This is a genomic window from Paenibacillus sp. JQZ6Y-1 (genome assembly GCF_040719145.1).
Classification (GTDB): domain Bacteria; phylum Bacillota; class Bacilli; order Paenibacillales; family Paenibacillaceae; genus Saccharibacillus; species Saccharibacillus kandeliae.
Genome location: NZ_JBFDUZ010000010.1, coordinates 31,104 through 54,649 on the forward strand (window position 1 = coordinate 31,104; position 23,546 = coordinate 54,649).

At 47.7% G+C, this 23,546-nt stretch carries 16 protein-coding genes, 7 tRNA genes and 1 rRNA gene; 5 read left to right on the forward strand and 19 right to left on the reverse strand.

The window, feature by feature from the left end; translation table 11 throughout:
- Window positions 1–277: 277 nt before the first annotated feature.
- Entirely contained in the window at window positions 278–1,273 is a 996-nt protein-coding gene (locus tag ABXR35_RS23525) for an AraC family transcriptional regulator (protein WP_367064506.1), read from the forward strand.
- A gap of 184 nt (window positions 1,274–1,457) precedes the next feature.
- Here the strand turns inward: ABXR35_RS23525 and ABXR35_RS23530 are convergent, their stop codons facing one another.
- The gene (locus tag ABXR35_RS23530; RefSeq protein ID WP_367064508.1) at window positions 1,458–1,742 is read right to left on the reverse strand and encodes a DUF1294 domain-containing protein; all 285 of its coding nucleotides are present in this window, start codon (window positions 1,740–1,742) and stop codon (window positions 1,458–1,460) included.
- A 232-nt stretch (window positions 1,743–1,974) separates the two neighbouring features.
- Window positions 1,975–4,173 (reverse strand): alpha-galactosidase, encoded by a 2,199-nt coding sequence (locus tag ABXR35_RS23535; protein WP_367064509.1) that lies wholly within the window; start codon window positions 4,171–4,173, stop codon window positions 1,975–1,977.
- Between the two features lie 176 nt (window positions 4,174–4,349).
- Between ABXR35_RS23535 and ABXR35_RS23540 the strand changes: the two genes are divergently transcribed.
- Window positions 4,350–5,159, forward strand: a complete 810-nt coding sequence (locus ABXR35_RS23540; RefSeq protein ID WP_367064510.1) for a MurR/RpiR family transcriptional regulator — start codon at window positions 4,350–4,352, stop codon at window positions 5,157–5,159.
- 133 nt (window positions 5,160–5,292) lie between these two features.
- Here ABXR35_RS23540 and ABXR35_RS23545 read toward each other — a convergent pair whose 3' ends face one another.
- Both ABXR35_RS23545 and ABXR35_RS23550 read right to left on the reverse strand, forming a co-directional pair.
- The gene (locus ABXR35_RS23545; RefSeq protein WP_367064511.1) at window positions 5,293–6,012 is read right to left on the reverse strand and encodes an N-acetylmannosamine-6-phosphate 2-epimerase; all 720 of its coding nucleotides are present in this window, start codon (window positions 6,010–6,012) and stop codon (window positions 5,293–5,295) included.
- 7 nt (window positions 6,013–6,019) lie between these two features.
- The gene (locus ABXR35_RS23550; protein WP_367064512.1) at window positions 6,020–7,615 is read right to left on the reverse strand and encodes a maltose/glucose-specific PTS transporter subunit IIC; all 1,596 of its coding nucleotides are present in this window, start codon (window positions 7,613–7,615) and stop codon (window positions 6,020–6,022) included.
- A 392-nt stretch (window positions 7,616–8,007) separates the two neighbouring features.
- On the opposite strand from ABXR35_RS23550, the gene ABXR35_RS23555 reads away from it, so the two are divergent.
- Window positions 8,008–8,991: a Gfo/Idh/MocA family protein gene (locus ABXR35_RS23555; RefSeq protein ID WP_367064528.1), complete on the forward strand. Its 984-nt coding sequence runs from the start codon at window positions 8,008–8,010 to the stop codon at window positions 8,989–8,991.
- A gap of 234 nt (window positions 8,992–9,225) precedes the next feature.
- Here ABXR35_RS23555 and ABXR35_RS23560 read toward each other — a convergent pair whose 3' ends face one another.
- The 5 genes from ABXR35_RS23560 to ABXR35_RS23580 all read right to left on the reverse strand — a co-directional run bounded on the left by ABXR35_RS23560 (window position 9,226) and on the right by ABXR35_RS23580 (window position 16,946).
- On the reverse strand, window positions 9,226–10,041 hold the full coding sequence (locus tag ABXR35_RS23560; protein ID WP_367064514.1) for a MurR/RpiR family transcriptional regulator: 816 nt from the start codon (window positions 10,039–10,041) through the stop codon (window positions 9,226–9,228).
- Between the two features lie 193 nt (window positions 10,042–10,234).
- Window positions 10,235–11,647 carry a sucrose-specific PTS transporter subunit IIBC gene (locus ABXR35_RS23565; protein WP_367064515.1) on the reverse strand — a complete coding sequence of 471 codons (1,413 nt, stop codon included), beginning with the start codon at window positions 11,645–11,647 and terminating at the stop codon, window positions 10,235–10,237.
- An 81-nt stretch (window positions 11,648–11,728) separates the two neighbouring features.
- Window positions 11,729–13,228, reverse strand: coding sequence for a glycoside hydrolase family 32 protein (locus tag ABXR35_RS23570; RefSeq protein WP_367064517.1), 1,500 nt, complete (start codon window positions 13,226–13,228; stop codon window positions 11,729–11,731).
- A gap of 341 nt (window positions 13,229–13,569) precedes the next feature.
- Window positions 13,570–14,571: a LacI family DNA-binding transcriptional regulator gene (locus tag ABXR35_RS23575; protein WP_367064518.1), complete on the reverse strand. Its 1,002-nt coding sequence runs from the start codon at window positions 14,569–14,571 to the stop codon at window positions 13,570–13,572.
- 221 nt (window positions 14,572–14,792) lie between these two features.
- Window positions 14,793–16,946: a DNA topoisomerase III gene (locus tag ABXR35_RS23580; RefSeq protein WP_367064519.1), complete on the reverse strand. Its 2,154-nt coding sequence runs from the start codon at window positions 16,944–16,946 to the stop codon at window positions 14,793–14,795.
- Window positions 16,947–17,620: 674 nt separating this feature from the next.
- Between ABXR35_RS23580 and ABXR35_RS23585 the strand changes: the two genes are divergently transcribed.
- Complete coding sequence (locus ABXR35_RS23585) at window positions 17,621–19,231, forward strand: amidase (RefSeq protein WP_367064520.1); 1,611 nt, start codon at window positions 17,621–17,623, stop codon at window positions 19,229–19,231.
- Window positions 19,232–19,234: 3 nt separating this feature from the next.
- Here ABXR35_RS23585 and ABXR35_RS23590 read toward each other — a convergent pair whose 3' ends face one another.
- Window positions 19,235–19,444: a hypothetical protein gene (locus ABXR35_RS23590; RefSeq protein ID WP_367064521.1), complete on the reverse strand. Its 210-nt coding sequence runs from the start codon at window positions 19,442–19,444 to the stop codon at window positions 19,235–19,237.
- A 290-nt stretch (window positions 19,445–19,734) separates the two neighbouring features.
- The gene (locus ABXR35_RS23595) at window positions 19,735–20,928 is read right to left on the reverse strand and encodes a GNAT family N-acetyltransferase (RefSeq protein ID WP_367064522.1); all 1,194 of its coding nucleotides are present in this window, start codon (window positions 20,926–20,928) and stop codon (window positions 19,735–19,737) included.
- 443 nt (window positions 20,929–21,371) lie between these two features.
- Between ABXR35_RS23595 and ABXR35_RS23600 the strand changes: the two genes are divergently transcribed.
- A complete protein-coding gene (locus tag ABXR35_RS23600; protein WP_367064524.1) occupies window positions 21,372–22,367 on the forward strand; it encodes a ketoacyl-ACP synthase III in 996 nt (331 codons plus the stop codon).
- Window positions 22,368–22,559: 192 nt separating this feature from the next.
- Here the strand turns inward: ABXR35_RS23600 and ABXR35_RS23605 are convergent.
- The 8 genes from ABXR35_RS23605 to rrf all read right to left on the reverse strand — a co-directional run bounded on the left by ABXR35_RS23605 (window position 22,560) and on the right by rrf (window position 23,537).
- Window positions 22,560–22,630: transfer RNA gene (locus tag ABXR35_RS23605), tRNA-Gly, on the reverse strand.
- A 161-nt stretch (window positions 22,631–22,791) separates the two neighbouring features.
- Window positions 22,792–22,866, reverse strand: a tRNA-Gly gene (locus tag ABXR35_RS23610).
- 9 nt (window positions 22,867–22,875) lie between these two features.
- Window positions 22,876–22,959: transfer RNA gene (locus ABXR35_RS23615), tRNA-Leu, on the reverse strand.
- 39 nt (window positions 22,960–22,998) lie between these two features.
- Window positions 22,999–23,074 (reverse strand) — tRNA-Lys (locus ABXR35_RS23620).
- Window positions 23,075–23,090: 16 nt separating this feature from the next.
- A tRNA-Gln gene (locus tag ABXR35_RS23625) sits at window positions 23,091–23,165 on the reverse strand.
- A 12-nt stretch (window positions 23,166–23,177) separates the two neighbouring features.
- Window positions 23,178–23,253: transfer RNA gene (locus ABXR35_RS23630), tRNA-His, on the reverse strand.
- A gap of 44 nt (window positions 23,254–23,297) precedes the next feature.
- A tRNA-Thr gene (locus tag ABXR35_RS23635) sits at window positions 23,298–23,373 on the reverse strand.
- 47 nt (window positions 23,374–23,420) lie between these two features.
- Window positions 23,421–23,537: ribosomal RNA gene (rrf, locus tag ABXR35_RS23640) — 5S ribosomal RNA — on the reverse strand.
- Between the last annotated feature and the right edge of the window lie 9 nt (window positions 23,538–23,546).

A 23,546-nucleotide genomic window follows, 5' to 3' on the forward strand; every position in this document is an offset into this window, starting at 1 on the left:
CCACATTGCCCCGCAAGTAAGCGGTAGGTCGATCTATGTAGTGGGACTGGTGACTACGTTTCTTACTATCTTTATATTACCCGAAATGCTTTCATGATGAAACGAATGTACTGTGGTCTGCTCGTATGATGCGTCATTCCAACATTATACTCCCCTTAACTTTCTATTCATTTTTTCTTCATACAGCGGTTGTATAATAAGCCCTACATTGACAACGGAGCCTGATCGGCTGGACGCTTGGTCGTCCCCAGATGATTCCGCTATAGGGAGGATTGCCATGAACCGCAACCAGCTTCATCAATTTCTGCTCGAACACAACACGCGCCCTGCGCCAGATTGGAACGAGCTGCTTCTCCGGTATACGCCGGAGTATACGATCATCAAAGGACAACAGGTATATCGGTTTGATTGGAATCTGGATACGCTGAATACGCCGATTCAGGATAGCCTTGTAATTGCGCAGCATATACCGGGTTCGTTTCTACCATTTCATATGCAGCAAGACAGTAAACTGATCTATGTATATGAAGGACAATGCCAAGTCGCGCTTCAGCAGCATTCTGATCTGATATTGAAGAAGGGCGATTTGCTGCTGATCGACAAGCAGACGCCGCACGCTATACGGAATATTTCCGATCAAGATATTGTTATGGACATCAAGCTAAAGCAGGATTATTTGTCGTCCAGCTTTCTAAATCGATATACGAATAAAAATACCACCTCACAGTTTCTCATTCACTCGCTGATCGATCACCGACGTGCCAACAGCTATTTGCATTTCCCATTCCATCCAGAGTCTCATATTCGCGAGACGATGGAGCGTATTCTGTGTGAATATTTTGAGCGCGACTTCTGCTCTGCTGATCTGATCGACTCGTACTGCTTTGCACTGTTTACGGAGCTACTGCGTTATAGCGGAACGGGGCATCAGCGCCATCTGCACTTACAGGCGAAAAATGCGCTCGTGCTGGATTTTCTTCATTATATCGAGCAGCACTACCGCGCATGCAGTCTGGTGGAAATGGCGGAGCACTTTGGGTATCATCCCAATTACATTTCCGCCTTTTTGAAAAAGGAAACTGGGCGTTCGTTTATGGATCTGCTGCAAATTGAACGATTGAACAAAGCCGCTCTGTACTTGATACATTCGGATATGCCAATTCCATCCATTGCCGAGGAAGTTGGATATTCCAGCGCTTCCTTTTTCCATAAAAAGTTTAAGGAGATGTTCACGTCCACACCTAGTCATTATCGTGAGCAAGCGCGGATGTAAGCTGGTTGTATGTACTGCTGCATCGTGTAGAGATAGATGCTAGATTGCATAGATATTGCAGATCCATGTAGGTCATACAAGCTTAAAGCACATCAAAAAAAGCCGATTCCGCGTCATACAGACGTAGAATCGGCTTTTGGTGCGGTAATGATAGTGTGCATGTATAATGGGGTGCAGTACAGATCTACATCAACCATCTGTACCAAATATATCCGTATACCAGCACATTCCACACCAGCAATGCAGGAATCCCTATGACAAAGGAAGGATGCTTGGTTTTATGGCGGCGTGTGTACATGGCGAACCAAGCACCAGCGGCTCCGCCGATAGCAGCCAGTGTAAACAGCGTTTTCTCTGGAATGCGTTCACGGGTACGGCGGCGAGCAGCACGGCTTTTATCTACTGCCATCACGATATAGGCAATCAGATTGATCACTAGCAGCCATCCCCAGAAAATTTGCTCAATCATCATATAGCTCCTTAGTGTTTCGGCATGTTCATCGTTCGTTCTTGGCAGCTTTGGCATCTCTTATCGCGCAATGCTTCTCTCTATCATCTTGAAAATATATATCTAGCGATACGATGTAGAAATGTGTACAGATGCTACGATTGGCTGCCATACCGCAAACGAACTATGAACAGTATACCCGCTCCGAGAAAACAGAACAAACACCGATTCACCACGTCACCGCAACTAAACGTTATTCCGCTTGAAACGAGAACAATGTGCTTTGGAAGTCACCATATTGCTCCTGAATCGCAATCCCGTGATACATCAGCTCGTCGCCATAATATAATTCTTCCGCTACTCCATTTATACTCATCCGATAACGACGCTCAGGGTCCAAGCCAGTCAGCTTCAGACGGCGCAGCGGCGGATTCGGTACGCTCAATACTTGGAAAGAACCAGCAAAGGCTTCGCTGCGATCCTCCGATACGAACATCCACGCCGTATGGTTGCCGTCAAACGGACTCAACAGTCGGTAAAAGTCGCCGAATTGAATCAGCTCACGCAGCTGCTTGTACTGCGACACCTGCTCACGCACCTCCTGCTTCTCCTCGTCCGTCAGCTTGGTCAGATCCAGCTCATAACCAAAGTTGCCCGACATCGCCACATGCCCGCGCGTCGCAAACGACGTAATCCGTCCCACCTGATGATTCGGCACTGCCGATACGTGGGAACCCATCGCACTGGCAGGATATACCACGCTAGTACCGTACTGAATTTTCAAACGTTCTACAGCGTCGGTATCATCGCTCGTCCACGTTTGCGGCATATAATGCAGCATCCCCGGATCAAAGCGACCGCCACCGCCGGAGCAGCTTTCAAACAATACATGTGGAAACGCCGAGGTGATGCGTTCTAATACATCGTACAGTCCGAGCATATAACGATGCGCCGTCTCCCGCTGACGTTCTGCTGGCAATAGCGCCGATCCGATCTCCGACATATTGCGGTTCATATCCCATTTTACATACGTAATTGGTGCGGAAGACAGTACGCTGCTGATCGAATCTACAATATAATCGCATACATCGCGGCGTGACAGATCAAGGATCAGCTGCTCACGTCCCATGGTACGGCTACGCTCTGGCACATGCAGACACCAATCTGGATGCGCACGATACAGATCGCTGTCTGGCGATACCATTTCCGGCTCAAACCACAATCCAAACTGCATACCAGTATCCACAATATCCTGCGCCAGCTGACCCAAGCCTTCTGGCAGCTTGCGACGATCCTCTACCCAGTCGCCGAGCGATGAACGATCATTATCCCGATGACCAAACCAGCCATCATCCAGTACAAATAGCTCAATACCCAGCTCTTTGCCCGCTGCGGCAATCTGCTTGATCTTCGGTGCATCAAATTCAAAATACGTCGCTTCCCAGTTGTTGATCAGAATTGGACGTACCTTGTCCCGATGCTCGCCACGGCTGAGACGGGTACGATACAGTCGGTGATATGTGCGCGACATACCACCCAGTCCCGTATCCGAATGCACCAGCACCGCTTCCGGCGTCTGGAACGTACTGCCCTGCTCCAGTTTCCAGTTAAAATCAAATGGCGACATGCCAATCTGCATCCGCGTCGTACCAAATTGCTCTACTTCCGCCTGTGCAATAAAATTGCCGCTGTATACGAGACTCATGCCGTACACATTGCCATGCAGCTCATTTGCTCCCTTTTCTAGCAGCGCAATAAATGGGTTATGCTGGTGACTGCTTGATCCGCGCTTGCTCTCTACACGCTGCAATCCCGGTGCCAGCTTGCGGTAGTGCATATGCCGCTCACGCACCCATGCACCCGATAGATGTAGAAGTTCAAAATCCGCATTGCCAAAGTCCACACTTCCGCTCAGTGCACGCTCCACAGATACTGTCTGTTTGCCATGGTTCACAATGCGTGCCGAACGCGTAATAGCATTGAGTTCATGGAACACGGTATAGGACAGCACTGCTTCCAGACCAGTCAGCTCATCCTTGAGCGTCAACTCCAGCGTATCCGCTTCGCTCTCCTGCTCCACATAGGTCGCTGGCAATCCATCCAGACGCGGCTTACCAGCAAAGATTCGATGCCCTGCATAATGCAGATCACTAACAGTCGAGCCATTTTCCAGTGCAATCTCAAATGCAGGCTCGCGGTAATCCCCACGTCCATACCCCGGAAATTCCTGTGGCAATGTATCAAATGAAAACGTACGATCCTCGCTATGATAATTGGGGCTGAACGAGCAACGTTCAATCCGGTGCAGCAAGCTTCCAATCGAAGACTGACGCAGACGTGGACCCCAGTATAAGTGAGCCGGATGCAGATTATGAATCAGTTGAATTACATAACTTGTCGTGTTGGTTTGTAGATGAAAGGTTTGCTGCTGTTCATTGTACAGAATAGGCATGAATGGTTCCTCCCGAATCCTCTAAAATCAGACTATAACGCTTACATTTTTATTGTACTGGATCTGTCGACAAAAAAAATGGCATGATCCATTCATTTCATGTATCCTTGCGTTCATTTGTATCGGTATAATGGATAAATATCCATTATCGGAACAGACCCGAAGGAGGAAACAGAATGGCCCTCAGCGTGCTCGACGAACTTCAGTTGCAATACCGACAGCTGTCCGCCAAGGAGAAGGAAATTGCCGACTATGTGATGCGCAATAAGCATTCGATTCAAAACATCAATATTCGTGACCTGTCGGCGCTGACCCATGCGTCGATGTCGACGATCACCCGCTTTTGCCGCAAGATCGGCTTTGCCAACTTTGTCGATTTCAAAATCAATCTCAACCGCGAGGCAGCCCAGCCGCGCGACGAGATGAACGTATTTGCCCAAACGCAGCATATTTATAACGAAATCATCAACGCTACCGCCGAAATGATTCAACCAGAGCTGGTGCAGCAGGTCGTTGATCGTATCAAGCAAGCGCGTCGGGTGTACGTCTACGGCGTCGGTAGCTCTAGCCTGTCCGCGCTGGAATTTAAATATCGGTTGATGCGCATGAATATTACGATTGATGCAATCAGCGATTCGCATATGATGCGGATGAATGCCGCATTAATGGATGAACAGGATGTGGTGATTGGATTGTCTAACTCCGGTCATACTGATGAAGTCACCTTTGGACTGCGCACGGCGCGTGAGCAAGGTGCGTATACGATCGGTATTACCAACTTCGACCATACCCCGTTTACCGAGACAATTGATCTGTGTCTGTTCACGCCGGGATTGCAGCGGGTGGGGGATGTTCAGTTTGTGAATAGCCAGCTGGCGATTATTTATGTGTTGGATATGATCTCGATGCTGCTGCTGGAGGATGAGCATATGCAAGCCGCTCGGCAGCAGACGCTGGATGCGTTGTATGGGACAGAGAAGGAATAGAGTTCAAGTCCGCCAGTCACAATTTCAAATAAGCACCTAGCAAAAAGAGCTAACTCCGCGCAGGGATGTCAGCTCTTTTCGTTATGTTGATACCATACACATCTCTAGTCGTCCGCAAGGTAAATAAGTATACTTACTTCCGCGTCACCGATGCCGACGACTGAATACGATTCATCTGATCAATAAACCGCTCCGTGATCTGCTGCGGACGCGTAATCGCTCCACCGACTACTACCGTATACACACCCAGTTCCAAACAGCGCGCCGCCATCTCCGGTGTTAGAATATTCCCCTCCGCCACAAACGGCGTTTTGATCTGCCGCAGCATCTCTTTTAAAATGGCAAAATCGTTCTCGTACACCTTCTGTCCCTGCGTATGCTCGGTATACCCAACCAGCGTCGCCGAGATCAGATCAAAGCCTAGCTGCTCTGCCGCTAATCCTTCCTCCACCGTCGATACATCCGCCATCAGCATCAACTGAGGATATTGAAGCCGAATCTGGCGCACCAGTTCGTCTAGCTTCATACCATCTGGTCGCGGGCGCTGCGTCGCGTCCAAAGCAACGATCTCACAGCCCGTCGCTGCCAATTCGTCAATCTCCTTCAGCGTCGGCGTAATAAACACCGGATTGTCGCCATAATTGCGTTTTACAATGCCAATCACTGGCAGATCAACCTGCTGGCGAATCTCGATAATATCCTCTGCCGAATTGGCACGAATGCCAGCGGCGCCGCCCTGCTTGGCAGCAAGCGCCATTCTTCCCATAATAAATGAACTGTGCAATGGTTCGTCCGGAAGCGCCTGACAGGATACGATCAGTCTGTGTTGTAAGCCCAGGGAATCCAGCTCCATACGTCAATCACTCACTTTCCATATATTCTTCGATTTCGTTTTTGATCACACTTACCTGTGGACCGTAAATGACCTGTACGCCGTTGCCATTGACCAGTACACCCTTGGCGCCAGTCGCTGGAAATGCTTCTTTGTTTACCTGACCCGGATCATACACCGATACCCGCAATCGGGTAGCGCAGCAATCCAGGTCTTTGATGTTGTTCACGCCGCCGAGTGCATTGAGAATCGTAACCGAGCGTGCCGCTGCAGGAGTCGCTTCCGTCGAAGCAGCAACACCAGTTTGCGCTTCATTCCCATCGCTTGCGGCTGTCCCATCTGCCAGTACTGCATTGTCATCTTCACGCCCCGGCGTTTTGAAGTTGAATTTCACGATCAGGAAACGGAAGGTGAAGTAGTACAGACAGAACCAGACGGCGCCAATAATCGGCACATAGATCCAGTTCGTTTTGGCTTCCCCCTGCAAAATGCCAAACAGGATAAAGTCGATCAGTCCGCCGGAGAACGTTTGCCCAATCGTAATCTGGAACATATGCGCCAGCATAAACGCCAGACCATCAAATGCCGCATGAATCACATACAGCACTGGTGCTACGAACAGGAACGAGAATTCCAGCGGCTCGGTAATCCCGGTCAAGAAGGAAGTCAGTGCTGCTGATAGCATCAAACCGCCGACTACCTTTTTTCGCTCTGGTCGCGCTGTATGATAGATCGCTAGTGCCGCACCGAGCAAACCGAACATCATCGTAATAAAACGACCAGACATAAAGCGCGAGGTGCCGATAAAGAATTTTTGTGTACTTGGATCGCCAAGCTGTGCAAAGAAAATATTTTGTGTTCCCTCGTATATCTTACCAGATACTTCCAACGTTCCGCCAAGCCCTGTTTGCCAGAATGGCAGATAAAAAATATGATGCAATCCCAGCGGTCCCAGCATACGCAGGAAAAATCCATAAAACAGCGTTCCTACATATCCCGTTGCATCCACAATACCGCCTAGCTTTGTAATACCAAGTTGAATGGTTGGCCAGATCAGGAACAACAGCAAGCCGACGAAGATCGCTGCAAACGACGAGATGATGGGAATAAAGCGCGATCCGCCGAAGAAGCCAAGAAACTGTGGCAGCTCGATTTTGTTGTACCGATTGTGCAGTGCTGCCGTTACTAGACCGATGATAATCCCGCCCAGCACGCCCGTTTGCAGCGACTGAATACCGAGAATCATCCCCTGCCCCGCAGCGGCTAGATTGTCCTCTGCTAATTTGCCAGCATTGATCAGCATCGCATTGATCGACGCATTCATCACAAGATAGGCAAGCGCTGCTGCCAAACCTGCCGTTCCTTTATCCGAACGTGCCAGACCAACGGCAACACCGATGGCGAAGATTAACGCCAGATTGTCAAAAGCGATACTGCCCGCACTGCTCATCACTTTAAATATTTGCTGCAGCCATTCAATCTGTAACAGCGGATACGTGCTTACCGTGTTCGGATTGGATAACGCTCCGCCGATTCCTAACAGCAAACCTGCTGCTGGCAATACAGCAATCGGTAACATAAACGATTTGCCAAACCGCTGTGCCTTTTCGAAAAACGTTTTCATCTGTGCCCACCACCTGAAAATATTTTCTTGTAAATATATATTAAGAAAACCATTTTCGTCAATGGATATGTTATGTATTGTTATTTTCTTTTTTTAAAATTCAATTTCAGGATTTGCCTGCTTTGACGAGCAATGATGCAAGTGCGCACCAATCCATCGCATTTGCCTGTTGTCACCTGCTACCCAGTGCTATGATGAGCGTAATCTGACAGCATAGGAGGACATCATCATGCTTGCCACCGCTTGTATCCCTCTTTGGCAATAGCATGATGAACGACCATCTTCTGTAGGAACAGCTATATCACGCTGTCATGCACAACAAATAGACTATTTCCAATCCATTGATCCCAAAAGGAGACTTTACCATGAACAGTACTCAACCTAAACCTACGATGAAGATTGGTGTCATTGGCACTGGCAGCATCGTCGAAGCTTTCCTATCCGCCTTAGCACAGGTAGAGCATGCTGTCTGTACGGCTATCTTTTCACGCAAAGAAACGACTGCACGCCCACTGGCGGATAAATATAGCATTCCCCATATTTATACCAGTCTGGACGAGATCGTATCCAGCTCGCAATTGGATGTGGTGTACATCGCTTCGCCCAACAGTCTGCATTTTGAATACGCACGGCTAGCGCTGCAACACGGCAAGCATGTCCTTTGCGAAAAGCCGTTTACGTCCAATGCGCATGAATTGCAGCAGCTCATCCAGCTCGCGAAGCAAAACAATCGATTCCTGTTTGAAGCGATCACCAATATTCATCTGCCCAATTATCGCTGGATCAAGGACAATGTGCATCGTCTCGGGCCGATTCGTATGATCCAGTGTAACTACAGCCAATATTCAAGCAAGTATGATCAGCTGCTCGCTGGCGAGACGCCCAATGTGTTTAACCCGCAATTTTCCGGCGGCGCGCTAATGGATATTAATCTGTATAATGTGCATTTTATCGTCAATCTATTCGGAACCCCACAGCAACTCCACTATACCGCCAACAAGCATACCAATGGCATTGATACATCGGGAGTGCTAGTCATGCAGTATGATGGCTTTATAACATCCGCTGTCGGCTGCAAGGATACTAGCGGGATGAACTTCGTCCTCATTCAAGGCGAGAAAGGCTATATTCATGTAGAACATGGTGCTAATGGCTGTCGCCAAGTGCATCTGCATATCGGCGATACTGCCGAGCACTATAATGCGCAAATGATCGATAACCCGCTTTATTACGAGCTGGTCTATTTTGCAGAGCTATTCCACAATCAGGATTACAAGCAATGCTATCAACTGCTGGACTATAGCTATAGCGTAATGCAAACACTGGATCGCGCGCGCCGCGATGCTGGTATCGTGTTTGCAGCTGATGCAGAGTAAGCTATGGTTAACAACGAACCACTTCTATTGGCATCTACGTTGACGACGCAATACAAACCTACAGAATCGTTCAAGTAGTATTAGCATCCTTTGTATTTGTATTAGCACTTTCACTGATCTACAATCTCATCTCACCAAGATATATAGCAAAAAGGATGATCCCGTTTCTGATGATCATCCTCTTTGCTATATATCTTGTTATCATTTCCCATTATGAAACTACGCTTTCCAGCTTCATAACGTCTCTTCATTTCCCATCTGATTTTCCGCATCCACTGCTTTCGGCATCGTTCCCGCATACAGGACATCAAACAAATATTGCGCAGACATCATCGAATACATTTTCCCCAATGTACCCGGTCGCTGGGCATACGTAGACAATGTATAATCACACAGGTCTGCTAGCGGCGATCCGTGTACCGTGAGCGCGACGGTACGGCGACCGTTGCTTTTCAGCGTCCGAGCAATATCAAGCATGCTATGGTTGCGTCCCGTATGGGAAATAATAAACGACAGCGTCGACGGCTCCATATGCGGGCTGGACAAATAGTGATGATTGGCATTATTCTGCGCAATCGCCGTCAATCCAATCTCATTCCAGCGCGCACACGCTAGCTCCGCCGTATGATAATTGCTGTCACTGCCATAAATATCGATTCGCCGCGCTTCCTTGACCCATTCTATTACCTTCTGCATTACCGACGGAATGCACATGCGCCGCGTCTCCACAAATGCCTCGTCATACACGTCAGAAATGGTCTGCAAATGACCTTCCACTCCCGCCGCCTTCACTGATTCTAACATACCATATTGCCGTTGCTCTGGCGGCAATTCCAATGCCAGCTTCAACTGAAAATCAGGATAGCCATTCATACCAAGCTTTTGGCATAACCGTACAATCGTCGATGCACTGGTCAGCGTTAGACGCGCCAGCTGCTGCGCATTATATGCAAAGACTGCCTGCGGCTGCTGTAAAATATAGTCCACCACATGCCGCTCCTGTGCGGTTAGATTTTGCGTATATTTCATCGTTTTCCATAACGTCATCATCTTCACTCCTGCTGGGTGAAATCGAAAACTGATCTATCATCCCTGTATGTTATCCTCTTCTCGATCTATCACCATGTCATGCTATGCTTCTTAACTATAGCAAAAAACAGCACAAAAAAGCAGGCAGACACTACATGGCAGTGCCGCCTGCTTTTCCATTTTTAGCTTTTCCATTTACCTGTACTGCACCTGTTTACTTCTCAGCGATTTTCAGATCATTCAGCATTTTATCGCTGAATCCGAATAGCCATGTCAATACAAATGCAATAGCCATCGCTACGCCGTTGCACAAAATGTACAGCGGCAGCTCCGAGTTCAGATAGAGCAGCGTACCCGGCAACACAGTAATCGCCATACCAGTTCCAGCAAGATGGAACAGAGAAGCAAGGAATCCACCACCTGCGCCGCCGATCAGCCCCATAATAAACGGCTTCATATAGCGCAGATTGACACCGAAGATTGCTGGCTCTGTAATGCCGAGGAAAGCGGAGAACGAAGAAGGAAGTGCCAGCGCTTTCAGTTTGGTGTCTTTTGTTTTCAGACCAACAGCAAGACAAGCGGCTGCTTGTGCTGCCATCGCACAGGTAATAATCGCATTAAACGGATTCACACCCGTACGTTCCAACAATTGAATTTCCAACAGGTTGAAGATATGATGCACCCCAGTGACTACGACGATCTGATGCAGTCCGCCGATCACAATACCAGCAATACCGTAAGGCAGATTCAGCACAGCTGTTGTCACACTCAATACCACTTCTTCAAGTGAGTGGAAGATCGGACCAATCGCGAACAAACCAAGCGTAATCATAATAAGCAACGTCAGAAATGGCGTCAAAATCAGATCCAGCGATTCAGGAATGCGCTTACGCAGAAACCGTTCTAACTTCGCACCTAGCAGACCTACTACGAATGCCGGAATCACCGAGCCTTGATACCCGACAACCGGAATAAAGCCAAAGAATCGAAGCGCTTCCGCAGAACCGTCAGCAACGGAATACGCATTCGGCAATGCTGGGTTTACAAGCATAAGACCGAGAATAATACCAAGCACAGGGCTACCGCCAAAGACGCGGAACGCCGACCATGCTACCAATGCGGGCAAGAACGCAAATGCCGTATCCGTCAGTACCTGTGTATACAATAGGAAGTTTGGCGAGATATGATCCTTCGTCATACCGAACAGCGCCAGAATCTCCGGCTGCGTCAGCAATCCACGGAGTCCCATGAACAAACCAGTTGCAACCAGCACCGGAATGATCGGAACAAACACATCACCAAATGTGCGAATGGCTCGCTGGAATGCGCTGCCCTGCTGCTTCGCCTGACTTTTCACTTCTTCCTTACTAGAACCGTCCAGCCCCATCTTTTCGATTTCCTCATAAATCTGATTGACTGTACCCGTACCGAAAATAATTTGGTACTGACCGGAATTGAAAAAAGCACCTTTAACCTTATCTATGTTTTCGACCTTGTTCTGATCGATCTTTTCCTTATCGTTCACCATGATGCGCAAGCGTGTTGCACAATGGGCAAATGAAGCGATATTGTCCTTTCCTCCGACTGCTTCCAATACTTCCTGAGCGATTTCATGATTTTGCGCCATTCTTGTTCATCCTCTCATCTTCATCCCCGCTGGTGACGGGGATGCGTTTACAATGTAAAGCGTATAGATTTGATACGAAGATTATTCAGCCGGATACTCCCATTTTTCAGCATATAGCTCTACCTGTCCAGCCTGTACCGAAAATACAATATCCTCACTGCCCAACTGTGGGAAAATACGACTCGTTAGCACCGCTTCCCCATCGTTTACAAATACCTCAATCGACGATACATCCACAAAGACATGCAGCCGATGCAGCTGCTGCTCCAGCACAACCGAACGCGTCGTCCCATAAGTCTCTGCCAGTGGTTGCCCTGCTTCTGTTCGATCCAGCGTCAATGTGCGGGATGCCGCATCATATAGCAGCACCGTACGCTCGCTAGCACTAGCACGAAGCTCCAATTGGAACATCGCTTCAGGCGTTGCCGAATCAAACGAACCAAATGTACAAAGCAGCTCATATGCGGTTCCAGCGAATCCTTCATACTGTCGTCTGCCGGAGTTTATCGTCAACACATCGCGTAGTTCATGCCGTTGTCCACGTCGTAATGTCAGCTCTGGCACTGGACGCTGTAGCATAATGCCATCGCTCCGCAATTCCAATTCGCGTGGCAATGTCAGACAGTGCGCCCAGCCTTGATCATCGGTTGGATACTCAATATCTGGCAACCCCATCCAGCCCACCAGCACACGGCGACCATTCGGTCCTTCTGCTGTTTGTGGAGCATAGAAGTCAAACCCATAATCCAGCTCACGAAACGCTCCATGTTCGAACTGCAGATCAGGTAGCGCCAACGGCTTGCCCACGATGTAGCCGGACTGATAAATATTGCGATACCGCTCTCCGTGAGGCTCGATTCCTTGCGGACAGAACAACAGCACCGCCTGCCCATTCTGCTCAAAGTAATCTGGGCATTCCCACATATAACCGAATGACGAGAGCTTCGTTTGCAGCTCGCCTACCCAATTCCAGTGGCGCAGATTAGGGGACGAATAAACGACCACCGCTCCCGTCAATTCCTTGCGCTGCGCCCCAATCACGCAATAAAAGGTCTCGCCGTCCTTCCACAGCTTCGGATCACGATAATGATCCGTATAACCGTCCGCCACCTCACCGATGACCGGCTGCTCTAGCTTGCTCACCTCGTCATCTCTATTCATCACTGCAAGGCATTGATACGGATGACGCTGCCATTGCTCGTCTCGTGTGTTTCCCGTATACATGAGATACAGCTTGCCATCATGCTCTAGCCCACTGCCAGAATATGCACCGTGCGAATCAAACCAGTCCCCCGGCTTCAGCCCGATTCCACAATCCTGCCAGTTCACTAGATCCGTCGATTTCAGATGATACCAGTACTTCATCCCATGATCTGTTCCAAGCGGAAACCATTGATAAAACAGATGATACTGCCCGTCATAATAAGCAAATCCATTCGGATCATTCAGCAATCCCATATTCGGCTGAATATGATAGCGCTGTCGCCAACCACATTGCGACACCAATTCTCGCAGTTGATCCAGCTCCTGCGGCTCCACTTGCTCCAACAGACGATACTTTTGTTCCTTTGTCATTTTCATAAGTTGCTTCTCCATCATCAACGGAACCGGTTCCATAAAAGTTAAAATAAATGCTCCTTCTTCACTTTCTGCCAGTTTCGATACATTTAGCAAAAGCGATTCATAGAAAGGAACCGGTTCCAAATTAGTGTAAACAATAACTGATTCCCCTCAGGAAGTCAGCTATCACTTACTGCAAATCCTTCTGAATTGAATGATTGCAGACTATATACGATTGTTGCATAGTATGCTTTTGCATTAAAAATGTCTAGAATAGAAAAACGGTCTCATCCTGCTTCTATCAACTTACAAACAATCTTTTTTGATAGAAATCATATTCCGTGGAACCGATTCCAAAGTTATTATAAATTCTTTGCACCGCATTTGTCAACGCTTTCTCGCTCCAGTAATTCATAATCCATAACTGTCACCATTTGCACATGCTGGCGATGAACGAGCCGTACAATATCCTGAGCCGCGATTTTACCGGCTTCCTGATACGGGTAACGAATCGTAGTTAGCGCTGGATGAACAACCTCGGTTACATCGTAACCACCGAATCCAGTAACCGATAACTGCTGCGGTACAGCAACCCCATACTCATATGCAGCCTTCATTACACCAAGCGCAATATTATCCGTTGCACACACGATAACGGATACATCCAATCCCTGCTCTAACAGCTGTAGCATATCGCTACGTGCATCTGACATACGGAAGCTAGTTTCGTAATACTCCACCGTACATCCTTCCGTCTCAGCAAGCGCGCTAGCAAAGCCTTGCTTGCGACGTACTCCAACAGCAATATCCTGTTCCGTTACACCTAGATAAGCGATGCGGCGATGTCCCTGATGAAGCACATGACGCCCCAGCTCATACCCCGCCTCGTAATCGTTATGAATCAAACTGTGAATATGCTCATGTTGCTGTCCCACGAGCAGCACCGGTATTTTGCATGACTCAATCGCTTCCAGATGCTCATCTGTAATGCGTGCTGCCAACAAAATAATACCGGAAATCTTTTGACGGGCCAGCTCATAGATCGCTTCAATCTCTCGGTTCATATCCTGACTCGTATTTGTGATCAGCATGCGGCATCCCTGCTTGCGAAGCTGATCGTCAATGCCCATCAACGTATGCGAGGTCGCAAACGAATCCAGACGCGGTACAATCGTACCGATAATGTTCGCCGTTTTGGCTTTTAAGCTCTGGGCAAAGGTGTTAGGCACATAGCCATTTTCCTTGATGACCTGTTCAATTTTGTTCCGAGTGGCTGCGCTGACCGATCCGCCATTTAAATAACGGGAAACGGTACTTTTGGCCACACCGGCTATCATGGCAATATCTGAAATGGTCTTACTCATCTGTGCCTCCAAATAAGAACGCTCCGATCAGAGCGTCCCGTATACATGAAATCATCACTATTGGGATGAAGCCAGCAACAACTGCACTGCGACGACTGTATAATCATGGTGTTGCGGATCGCCCAGCTTTTCGTTGTTGCAAACTGCAGCATCCTTGTCTTTAACTATATACGACTTCAACCTGCATAATCCCTGCCATTTTCGCACAGCAGGCAATATAATTACTTTTTATTTTCAAGTGCTGCTTTGAGCAAATCGCCCAGACTGGAACCAAATTCTTCCTTCTGCTCAAACTGCTTGACCAGCTTCTGCTGTTCCCGCTTGTTTGGTGGACGCTTGCCGCCATCTGTATTCAGCTTTTCGGTAATGCCACAGCCAAGGCACTGTACATACTTACCCGCTTTGCCATCCTTTATCTCCATCTTTTTGTGACATTGTGGACAACGACGGTTGGACAGCTGCTTTTCATTGGAGCGTCGGTATCCGCAATCCGCTGCCGGGCATACAAGGAACTTCCCTCGTTTCCCCTTCTTCTCCAGCATCCGCGTACCACAATCTGGACAATGGCTGTGCGACACATTATGTGGCTTATACTCGACCTCATTGGCTTGCACACCATGAACGAGGGCAACCGCCATTTCACGAATCCCTTGCAAAAATGGACCCGGTTTGCCTTGACCACGTGCTATCTTTTCCAACTCCTGTTCCCAGCGAGCTGTCAATTCCGGCGTTCGCAGTTCTGGCGATACCAGCTCGATCAATTGCGTGCCTTTACCGGTTGGATGCAGCTGATTGCCCTGACGCTCAATCGTATCTGATGATACCAACTTTTCGATAATATCCGCGCGTGTAGCCGGTGTGCCTAGTCCATGCTTTTCCATGCGAGACAACAACGCCGCCTCGGTATAACGCTTTGGTGGTAATGTACGTCCCTGCTGCACCATCGTACGACGAATCATCAGCGTATCGCCCTGCTTCAGCTCCGGCAGCGTTTGAGTATGCTGAGAGCTATGATGTTCTCCGCCAGATGCAGATTCGTTCGTTTCCTCATCCTCGTCGTCTTCCCACTGATCGCCATACACGGTACGCCAGCCACTGTCCTTGACCGTTACTCCTTTGGCTTGAAATGTCTGTCCTGCCGCTTCTCCACTCATTTGCACGACATCATAACGAGCCGCCGGGTAAAAGAGACTGATAAACCGCTTCGCGATCAGATCATACAGCTTGCGCTCATCTGCTGTCAGATTGTTCAGTAGCAGCGTCTGCTCCGTCGGAATAATCGCATGATGATCGCTCACCTTGCTATCGTCTACGATGCGACGCGTAACATTGAGCTTGCCCCGTAGCAGCGGACGAGCCAATGATGCGTACGGACCGACCGCCACGCTGGATAGCCGTTCTTGTAGCGTATCCGTCATATCCGACGATATATACCGCGAATCGGTACGCGGATACGTAACCAGCTTGTGCTGCTCATACAGCTTTTGCAATACATTCGACGTATGCTTGGCGGAAAAGCCAAAGCGACGGTTCGCATCCCGTTGCAGCTCCGTCAGATCATACGCAAGCGGATGATGCTCCTGACGTTCGCTCGTCTTCACCTGTGTAATGCGCAGCTGCTTGCCTGCCAGACTATGCTGCAATTGCTGCATCACCTCTGGTTCAAACACACGCCCATCTCCATTGGCACCGCGCCACTGCATCTTGAATGTATCCAAATCCAGTTGAAGCGTCTGATAATCCTGTGAACGAAAATTTCGAATATCCTGCTCACGCTGCATAATCATGCCCAGCGTTGGCGTTTGCACCCGTCCTGCGGATAGCTGCGCATCGAACTTGCAGGTCAAAGCACGCGTAATATTGAGTCCTATCATCCAGTCCGCTTCCGCCCGGCATCGTGCCGATTCGTACAAACGGTCAAATTCACGCCCCGGACGCAATCGGCTAAATCCATCCCGAATCGCTTTGTCCGTCTGCGAGGAGATCCATAGGCGCTGAAATGGCTTTTTCCAGCCTGCCATCTGGAGAATCCAGCGCGCCAGCAATTCGCCCTCACGCGCCGCATCCGTGGCAATGATAAGTTCGCCTACATCCTGCCGCTTCATTAGATGCTGAACCGTTTTGTACTGCTGCGCACTCTCCCGCAGCACTTTAAGCCGCATCGTATCCGGCAAAATAGGTAGGTCCTCCAAATTCCACTTTTGATATTTATGATCATAATCCTCCGGCTCTGCCAATCCAACCAGATGCCCCAGCGCCCAAGTTACAATATACTGTGGACCTTCCAGATACCCCTTTTGCTTCTGAGTACTGTTGAGTACACGGGCAATCTCTCTGGCAACAGACGGCTTTTCAGCCAGTACAAGCTTCTTCATGTCTTTCTTCCTTTCCCTGATCCAGATGCTATACGATCACTATACTATTGCCTATAATCGTTATACCATTGCGTGTAATCGTCATTATCTCCTACATATCCTCACTCACTGTATCAAACAGGATGAATAGGTTGTTGAAACATGTAATAGGTCGTTGTGAAGCATGTATAGAATCATGTCCTTTTCCTAGATCATCGCAATCCTGTTGGATAGAATGATGACCTTCTGGTCGCAGCATCCCTATATATCTGCTGAAAATCAATGATCATCCATTATTCACATCATCACAGTCTTATTCAGCCTTATTTAAATGTAACATAACTACTGAACAAATTGCAGATTACGAACCAGTCACTTCCAAGCAAACCATGTCTAACCGCAATTTTATCTTTTCTTGCTTTAGGATTTGCCTTATGCAAAGTAATCATCCGTCGAATGTTGACTTCGTTATTGTATATGTCTACGGATGGAACGCTATACTCTCGTTTCACCTTTCGATGTACCCATCATGCAACAATACCGCTTCTATCTGTATATGTACTAATCATGAGACTATTTTCTGCATCGTCCAGACAAAAGTGACTCTAACTCTATTGACATGTAAACAATGCTAACAATACAATTAACAATTAATCACATACTAAGCTTTTATTTACCATTAAAGGAGTGAACCCATGATACATAACCCATCACACCAAACGTTATCGTCCGCTACACGCAAACAGCCCAAGAAGATCATCGCTCTATTATTTGTTCTGTTGTTAGCAACTACTACGCTCTTTCCCATTTCCTCCGTAACGGCTCAATCCAATCCGAGTCCAGGCGCCATTCAACCGTTCAATGTAACCGAAGCTACCATAACTGACATGCAGCAAGCCTTACAAGCAGGTACCACAACTTCGGTAGAGTTGGTACAGCAGTATCTAGACCGCATTCAACAATACGATGATCAAGGGATAAAGCTACATGCCATTCTCACCATCAATCCACAAGCACTGCAAATTGCCGCTAAGCTGGATCGTGAACGTCAGACCAGTGGTTCGCGCGGACCTCTTCATGGCATTCCCATTATCGTCAAAGACAATTACGATACTGCCGATATGCCTACGACAGCGGGTTGCGTCTGTCTCCAGCATTCTATCCCTGATAACGATGCCGAGATGATTGCCAAGCTAAAAGCTGCTGGCGCCATCATCCTTGCCAAATCCAATCTGCACGAGTTTGCCTTTGATATTACAACGTCTAGCTCCCTTGGTGGTCAAACGCTAAACCCCTATGAACCACACCATTATCCAGGCGGCTCCAGCGGTGGTACAGGTGCTGCTATTGCAGCCAGCTTTGCGGCTGCCGGACTGGGTACCGATACTGGCGGTTCGATCCGTATCCCTTCTTCCTATAACAGTCTGGTCGGCATTCGCCCTACTGTCGGGCTGACCAGCCGCGATGGTATCATTCCGCTCGCTCTTACACAGGATGTTGGCGGACCGATGGCACGTACTGTAAGCGATGCTGCATTGCTGCTAGATGCTACTGCTGGTTACGATGCCGACGATGTGGCTACCGCCTATAGCGTCGGTCATATTCCAGCTAGCTATACCGACAGTCTGCAAGCCGATGGATTGCAGGGCGCACGGATCGGTATAGCCTACGAATTGTTTGGTTCCTCTGCTGCGGAGCAATCGGTCACACAGGTCGTGTATGGTGCTGTTCATGACATCACCCGTCTCGGTGCGACAGCCGTACCGATCCAAATTCCGCATTTGGATCAGATTATGAAATACCCAAGCCTTAGCGGCTATGAATTCAAATTCCAACTCAATGACTATTTGAATAGCCTTGGTGAAGATGCTCCCTATCACAGTCTAGATGAAATTTTAAAATCCGGTCAATTTATGCCTTCCCAACAGGAAAGCATGTCCAAACGAAATGCATTGCAATCGCTGGATACGCCAGAATACAAAGATATTGTACTGAATCGCACCAAAGTCACACGCGATGCACTGCTGCAAGTGATGGCAGATAACCATTTGGATGCCATTCTCTACCCGACTACCACCGAACCCGCAGCCGTTATCGGTCAGGAGCAAAATGCAGGCAATAACAATCGACTCAGCCCCTTCTCGGGCTTCCCAGCAATCACCGTCCCTGCGGGCTTTACCGAAGATCAGCTTCCTGTAGGCGTCGAATTTCTCGGTCGTCCATTTGACGAAAGCACATTGATCAAGCTTGCCTACAGTTACGAACAAGGCACTCATAACCGCAAAGCCCCTGCTTTAACACCTTAATCGCTATCGCATTTTTGATGTATGTAACTGTTGTAGCTCGTTTCTTTTAGCGATGCGAATACTTTTAATATCTATCCTTAATGCTTCTAATGCTTCTAATGCTTCTAATGCTTCTAATGCTTCTAATGCTTCTAATGCTTCTAAATTATTCTCACGAAATACGCTTATCGCAACATATCTATTTCTGCTTACAAATACCAAAAACACCTTCAAGATGAACTCTTTATCCTACAATAAGAGTTTGCATTCTTGAAGGTGTTTTAAGTTTTTAAAGACGTATACATTCTTGATGATGCCCTAAGTTTTTCATTTCTTCAGAGTGTATTCATGCACCCACGATGACAGCAACCCTTTTAGCATGCACTGATTCCCCAGAAAAGTCTCCATTGCTCATTGCCAATTCTCTTTCCATCCGAGATGACATCAACACCGTTCAAACTCTTACTGAAGGAAACCTCAAAAAAGCACTATCCTATCTCATATCCATTCCATCTCATATCCATTTAGAAAAAGTCCATCAAATACGTTGCTCGTCGAGGAATACGTCGCTCCAACAATGCTACTGCTTCCACGCTGCCATGTATATGTTCCCACTGCTGCAATTCTACTGGACGCTTATAGCCCATCAGCATTGCCGTCAGCGCTTGAATATCCAGCTGAATCCCACTGTATTGTTGAATATCCTCCTGCACATCATCCGGTAGTTCCTCATGTTGAACAACCTGAGCATGACCATCTTCATCAATCAGTACATCCCAAATCCCCTGATTCCATGAACAAACCGAATCCGTCACATCCACCCGAATGCTTTCTACAATACCCTTTTCAAAAGGATACTGCTCCAAAAACTCCTTCACACTCACAATACGAGCCATAAAATAAGGCACAATCTTCTGCTCAATGCGCGGATCATGCAGCAAATATGGCAACGCATCGTCCGCCGGTGCCTGCAACTTCACCTGATCCACCATCGAATCGTGATTAGCGATATACGTCCAAAGCGCGCGACGCGCCTGCTCATCCAAATAAACGAGTTCTCGAATATGCAACTCCCGCTCCTTCACCGTATACAGCACATACCCTCTAGCAGCTTCATATTCATCGTAATATACCGCCGTTTTCAAACCATCCGGCTTCAAGACCGTAGCTTCCCACCAATGTGCATCGCGTACCAAGGTTCCGTTGTAACGACTAGCATACTCCGCATATATCGAAGCCAATACCTTGTGATCTTTTAAGCCGCGACGTATCTGTCCTTCGGTCTGCACCTTTTTTGGTAATAAGGCAGTAGGAATATGGTACGTTTTGTACTCAATATATAACTCCCAGCCATACTTACGGTAAAAAGGAAAATAAAACGGATGTAAAAAGGATACTGTCTGCCCCGATTCCTTCATAAACTTCAGCGTATGACGCAGCAACTGGTCAACCAAGCCCTGCCGCCGATTTTCCGGCCACGTCGATACACCTGCAATACCGCCCATCTCAAATACTTTCCCATTTATGTACGTTTGCAGCGGCAACAATGTCAATTGCGCCTGCAATTCATCGCCTTCAAAAGCCCCCCATACTCTTTCCGGTTGAAACATCTTCCGCAACTCTGCCCGCCGCTCTACAGATGCCTCATACTGAAAAGCATACATCGACAATTCTAACTTCTGTTCAAAATCCTCGTCTCGCAATTGCCTAATATCCACCCAACTTCACCTCATTTTAAAAGATAGCCAAACCATAGCACAAACCCCCACCAGATCACAACAACCCGTTTGTCATTCTCTCGAAAATCAAATCGTTCAAGTATCTACTATCACCTCTTCCTCATACCTTTGTATCTCTAATTCACTTAACGCTTTTTCCAAATTCCTATACACCAGCATATTTACAAATGCTCCACACTGCATTATATTTAATAGCAACACCTAAATTAGTACCAGATACTAAAACCAGATAACAATTTATTGTGCAGTAACCCATCGTTCCACATTACAAACTATGTGCAACGTATAACAAGCAATCAGAACAATTAAAATGCAATAATTTATATTTAACGCTTTCATCCTGACTTCCATACCTTTATCATTAAAAAGAAATCTATCGTACGCAAACGATCAATAACTATCAATTATACGAGGTGACTTGGATGACTTCATCTACCGCACGTATCACAGCTCTCGGAACCTATGTTCCAGAAAAACGACTAACGAACAACGATCTGGAAAAACTGGTCGATACTTCAGACGAATGGATTGTCCAACGTACCGGCATTCGCGAACGACGCGTAGCTGCTCCAGATCAATTCAGCTCCTCTCTCGGTATTGAAGCCGTCCAAAACATGCTATCCCGCTACGATGTTAGTATACAAGACGTTGATCTGGTGATTGTCGCAACGACTACATCTGATTATGTATTTCCAAGCGTAGCCGCACAGATTCAAGCTCATTTTAATATCAACCGTGCTGGTGTGTTCGATCTTAACGCCACCTGCGCTGGATTTGTATATGGTCTTCATATGGCAAATAGCTTTGTTACATCTGGTCTGCATCGCAAAGTACTCGTTATTGCCAGTGAAACTATGACCAAAACACTAGATTATACCGACCGCAGTACATGTATTCTATTCGGCGATGGAGCAGGTGCAGCATTGGTAGAATATGATGCAGAGCAGCCAAGCTTTATCGATGTGTTTATGGATAGCGATGGCGGTGGCGCACAGCATGTATACCGCAGCGGTCTGTCGAATGAAGTGAATAACAAGCCGATGGAAGGCAATGGCAAAATATTCCAAAATGGTCGCGAGGTTTACAAATGGGCAGTCCGTACCGTTCCACAAGGCATTCGCCAATTGCTACAAAACACCGTTCATGACGTATCCGACATTAACTGGTTTGTTCCTCATAGTGCTAACCTGAAAATGATCGATTCGATCTGTGAAAAATCCGGCATTTTACCACAGCATACCTTAACAAGCGCCGAGTGGTACGGTAACACTTCATCCGCTTCTATTCCGCTCGCCTTGCAACAAGGATTACTTGATCATAAAGTCCAAACCAATGACACCATCCTGCTCTACGGATTTGGTGCCGGTCTCACTCAAATGGGAATGCTAATTCGCTGGAATCCCAATCAAATGTTATAAAGGCTCGATCATAACCAACGTATCGTACATCTAATTGATCTGTACCTATACCTAATTCTATTGGATTAGCCCTTACTTTCATTTGGCTCTTGCTTCTTGCTATCCATCCACCCTGATCCTATCAAACGATGCCCCATATAACACAAAAAGAGGATGCCTGATTGTAACATCAGACATCCTCTTTTTTTATAAAGCGGGTGATGGGAATCGAACCCACGCTACCAGCTTGGAAGGCTGGAGTTCTACCATTGAACTACACCCGCGAACAAAAAGTTAAGGCTATATCCACTATCTATGACTTATCATTCTAAAACAATGATCCATCACTTACAGCATATCAAGCCCAAAACAAAAGCACCTTTCATTGAAATCCAAGAAGCCAAGCTTCTTATCCTTCGATTCCGGTACTTACCTCAAATCTATATGGAGCGGACGACGGGAATCGAACCCGCGACCCTCGCCTTGGCAAGGCGATGCTCTACCGCTGAGCCACGTCCGCATAAAATAGTGCGGTCGAGAGGACTCGAACCTCCACGGGGGTAAGCCCACACGGACCTGAACCGTGCGCGTCTGCCAATTCCGCCACGACCGCATATTACAAAGAAAAACTATGTCCATTCACAAACGTAAATGGTGAGCCATGAAGGACTCGAACCTTCGACACCCTGATTAAAAGTCAGGTGCTCTACCAACTGAGCTAATGGCTCTCATTAAGAGAAAATATGGCAGGGGATACAGGATTCGAACCTGTGCGTGACGGAGTCAAAGTCCGTTGCCTTACCGCTTGGCTAATCCCCTAAAGAAAATAAATGGGGCGATCGACGGGAATTGAACCCGCGAATGTCGGAGTCACAGTCCGATGCGTTAACCCCTTCGCCACGACCGCCATACGATACAATTCATTTTCTTACTGCACAAGCAATAATAAAATGGTGCCGGCGAGAGGATTTGAACCCCCGACCTACTGATTACAAGTCAGTTGCTCTACCAACTGAGCTACACCGGCTTAATATGAAATTTAAACAGTATTACTAGTTTCCCAAAAGGGAACACGCTTGGCAACGTCCTACTCTCCCAGGACCCTGCGGTCCAAGTACCATCGGCGCTGGAGGGCTTAACGGTCGTGTTCGGGATGGGTACGTGTGGAACCCCTCCGCCATCATCACCAAACGTGCAGGT

Excerpts from the sequence above, each read along its gene's own strand:
- ABXR35_RS23525 (WP_367064506.1), top strand. The coding sequence starts at position 278 with ATGAACCGCAACCAGCTTCATCAATTTCTGCTCGAACACAACACGCGC.
- ABXR35_RS23530 (WP_367064508.1), bottom strand. The coding sequence starts at position 1,742 with ATGATTGAGCAAATTTTCTGGGGATGGCTGCTAGTGATCAATCTGATT.
- ABXR35_RS23535 (WP_367064509.1), bottom strand. The coding sequence starts at position 4,173 with ATGCCTATTCTGTACAATGAACAGCAGCAAACCTTTCATCTACAAACC.
- ABXR35_RS23540 (WP_367064510.1), top strand. The coding sequence starts at position 4,350 with ATGGCCCTCAGCGTGCTCGACGAACTTCAGTTGCAATACCGACAGCTG.
- ABXR35_RS23545 (WP_367064511.1), bottom strand. The coding sequence starts at position 6,012 with ATGGAGCTGGATTCCCTGGGCTTACAACACAGACTGATCGTATCCTGT.
- ABXR35_RS23550 (WP_367064512.1), bottom strand. The coding sequence starts at position 7,615 with ATGAAAACGTTTTTCGAAAAGGCACAGCGGTTTGGCAAATCGTTTATG.
- ABXR35_RS23555 (WP_367064528.1), top strand. The coding sequence starts at position 8,008 with ATGAAGATTGGTGTCATTGGCACTGGCAGCATCGTCGAAGCTTTCCTA.
- ABXR35_RS23560 (WP_367064514.1), bottom strand. The coding sequence starts at position 10,041 with ATGATGACGTTATGGAAAACGATGAAATATACGCAAAATCTAACCGCA.
- ABXR35_RS23565 (WP_367064515.1), bottom strand. The coding sequence starts at position 11,647 with ATGGCGCAAAATCATGAAATCGCTCAGGAAGTATTGGAAGCAGTCGGA.
- ABXR35_RS23570 (WP_367064517.1), bottom strand. The coding sequence starts at position 13,228 with ATGAAAATGACAAAGGAACAAAAGTATCGTCTGTTGGAGCAAGTGGAG.
- ABXR35_RS23575 (WP_367064518.1), bottom strand. The coding sequence starts at position 14,571 with ATGAGTAAGACCATTTCAGATATTGCCATGATAGCCGGTGTGGCCAAA.
- ABXR35_RS23580 (WP_367064519.1), bottom strand. The coding sequence starts at position 16,946 with ATGAAGAAGCTTGTACTGGCTGAAAAGCCGTCTGTTGCCAGAGAGATT.
- ABXR35_RS23585 (WP_367064520.1), top strand. The coding sequence starts at position 17,621 with ATGATACATAACCCATCACACCAAACGTTATCGTCCGCTACACGCAAA.
- ABXR35_RS23600 (WP_367064524.1), top strand. The coding sequence starts at position 21,372 with ATGACTTCATCTACCGCACGTATCACAGCTCTCGGAACCTATGTTCCA.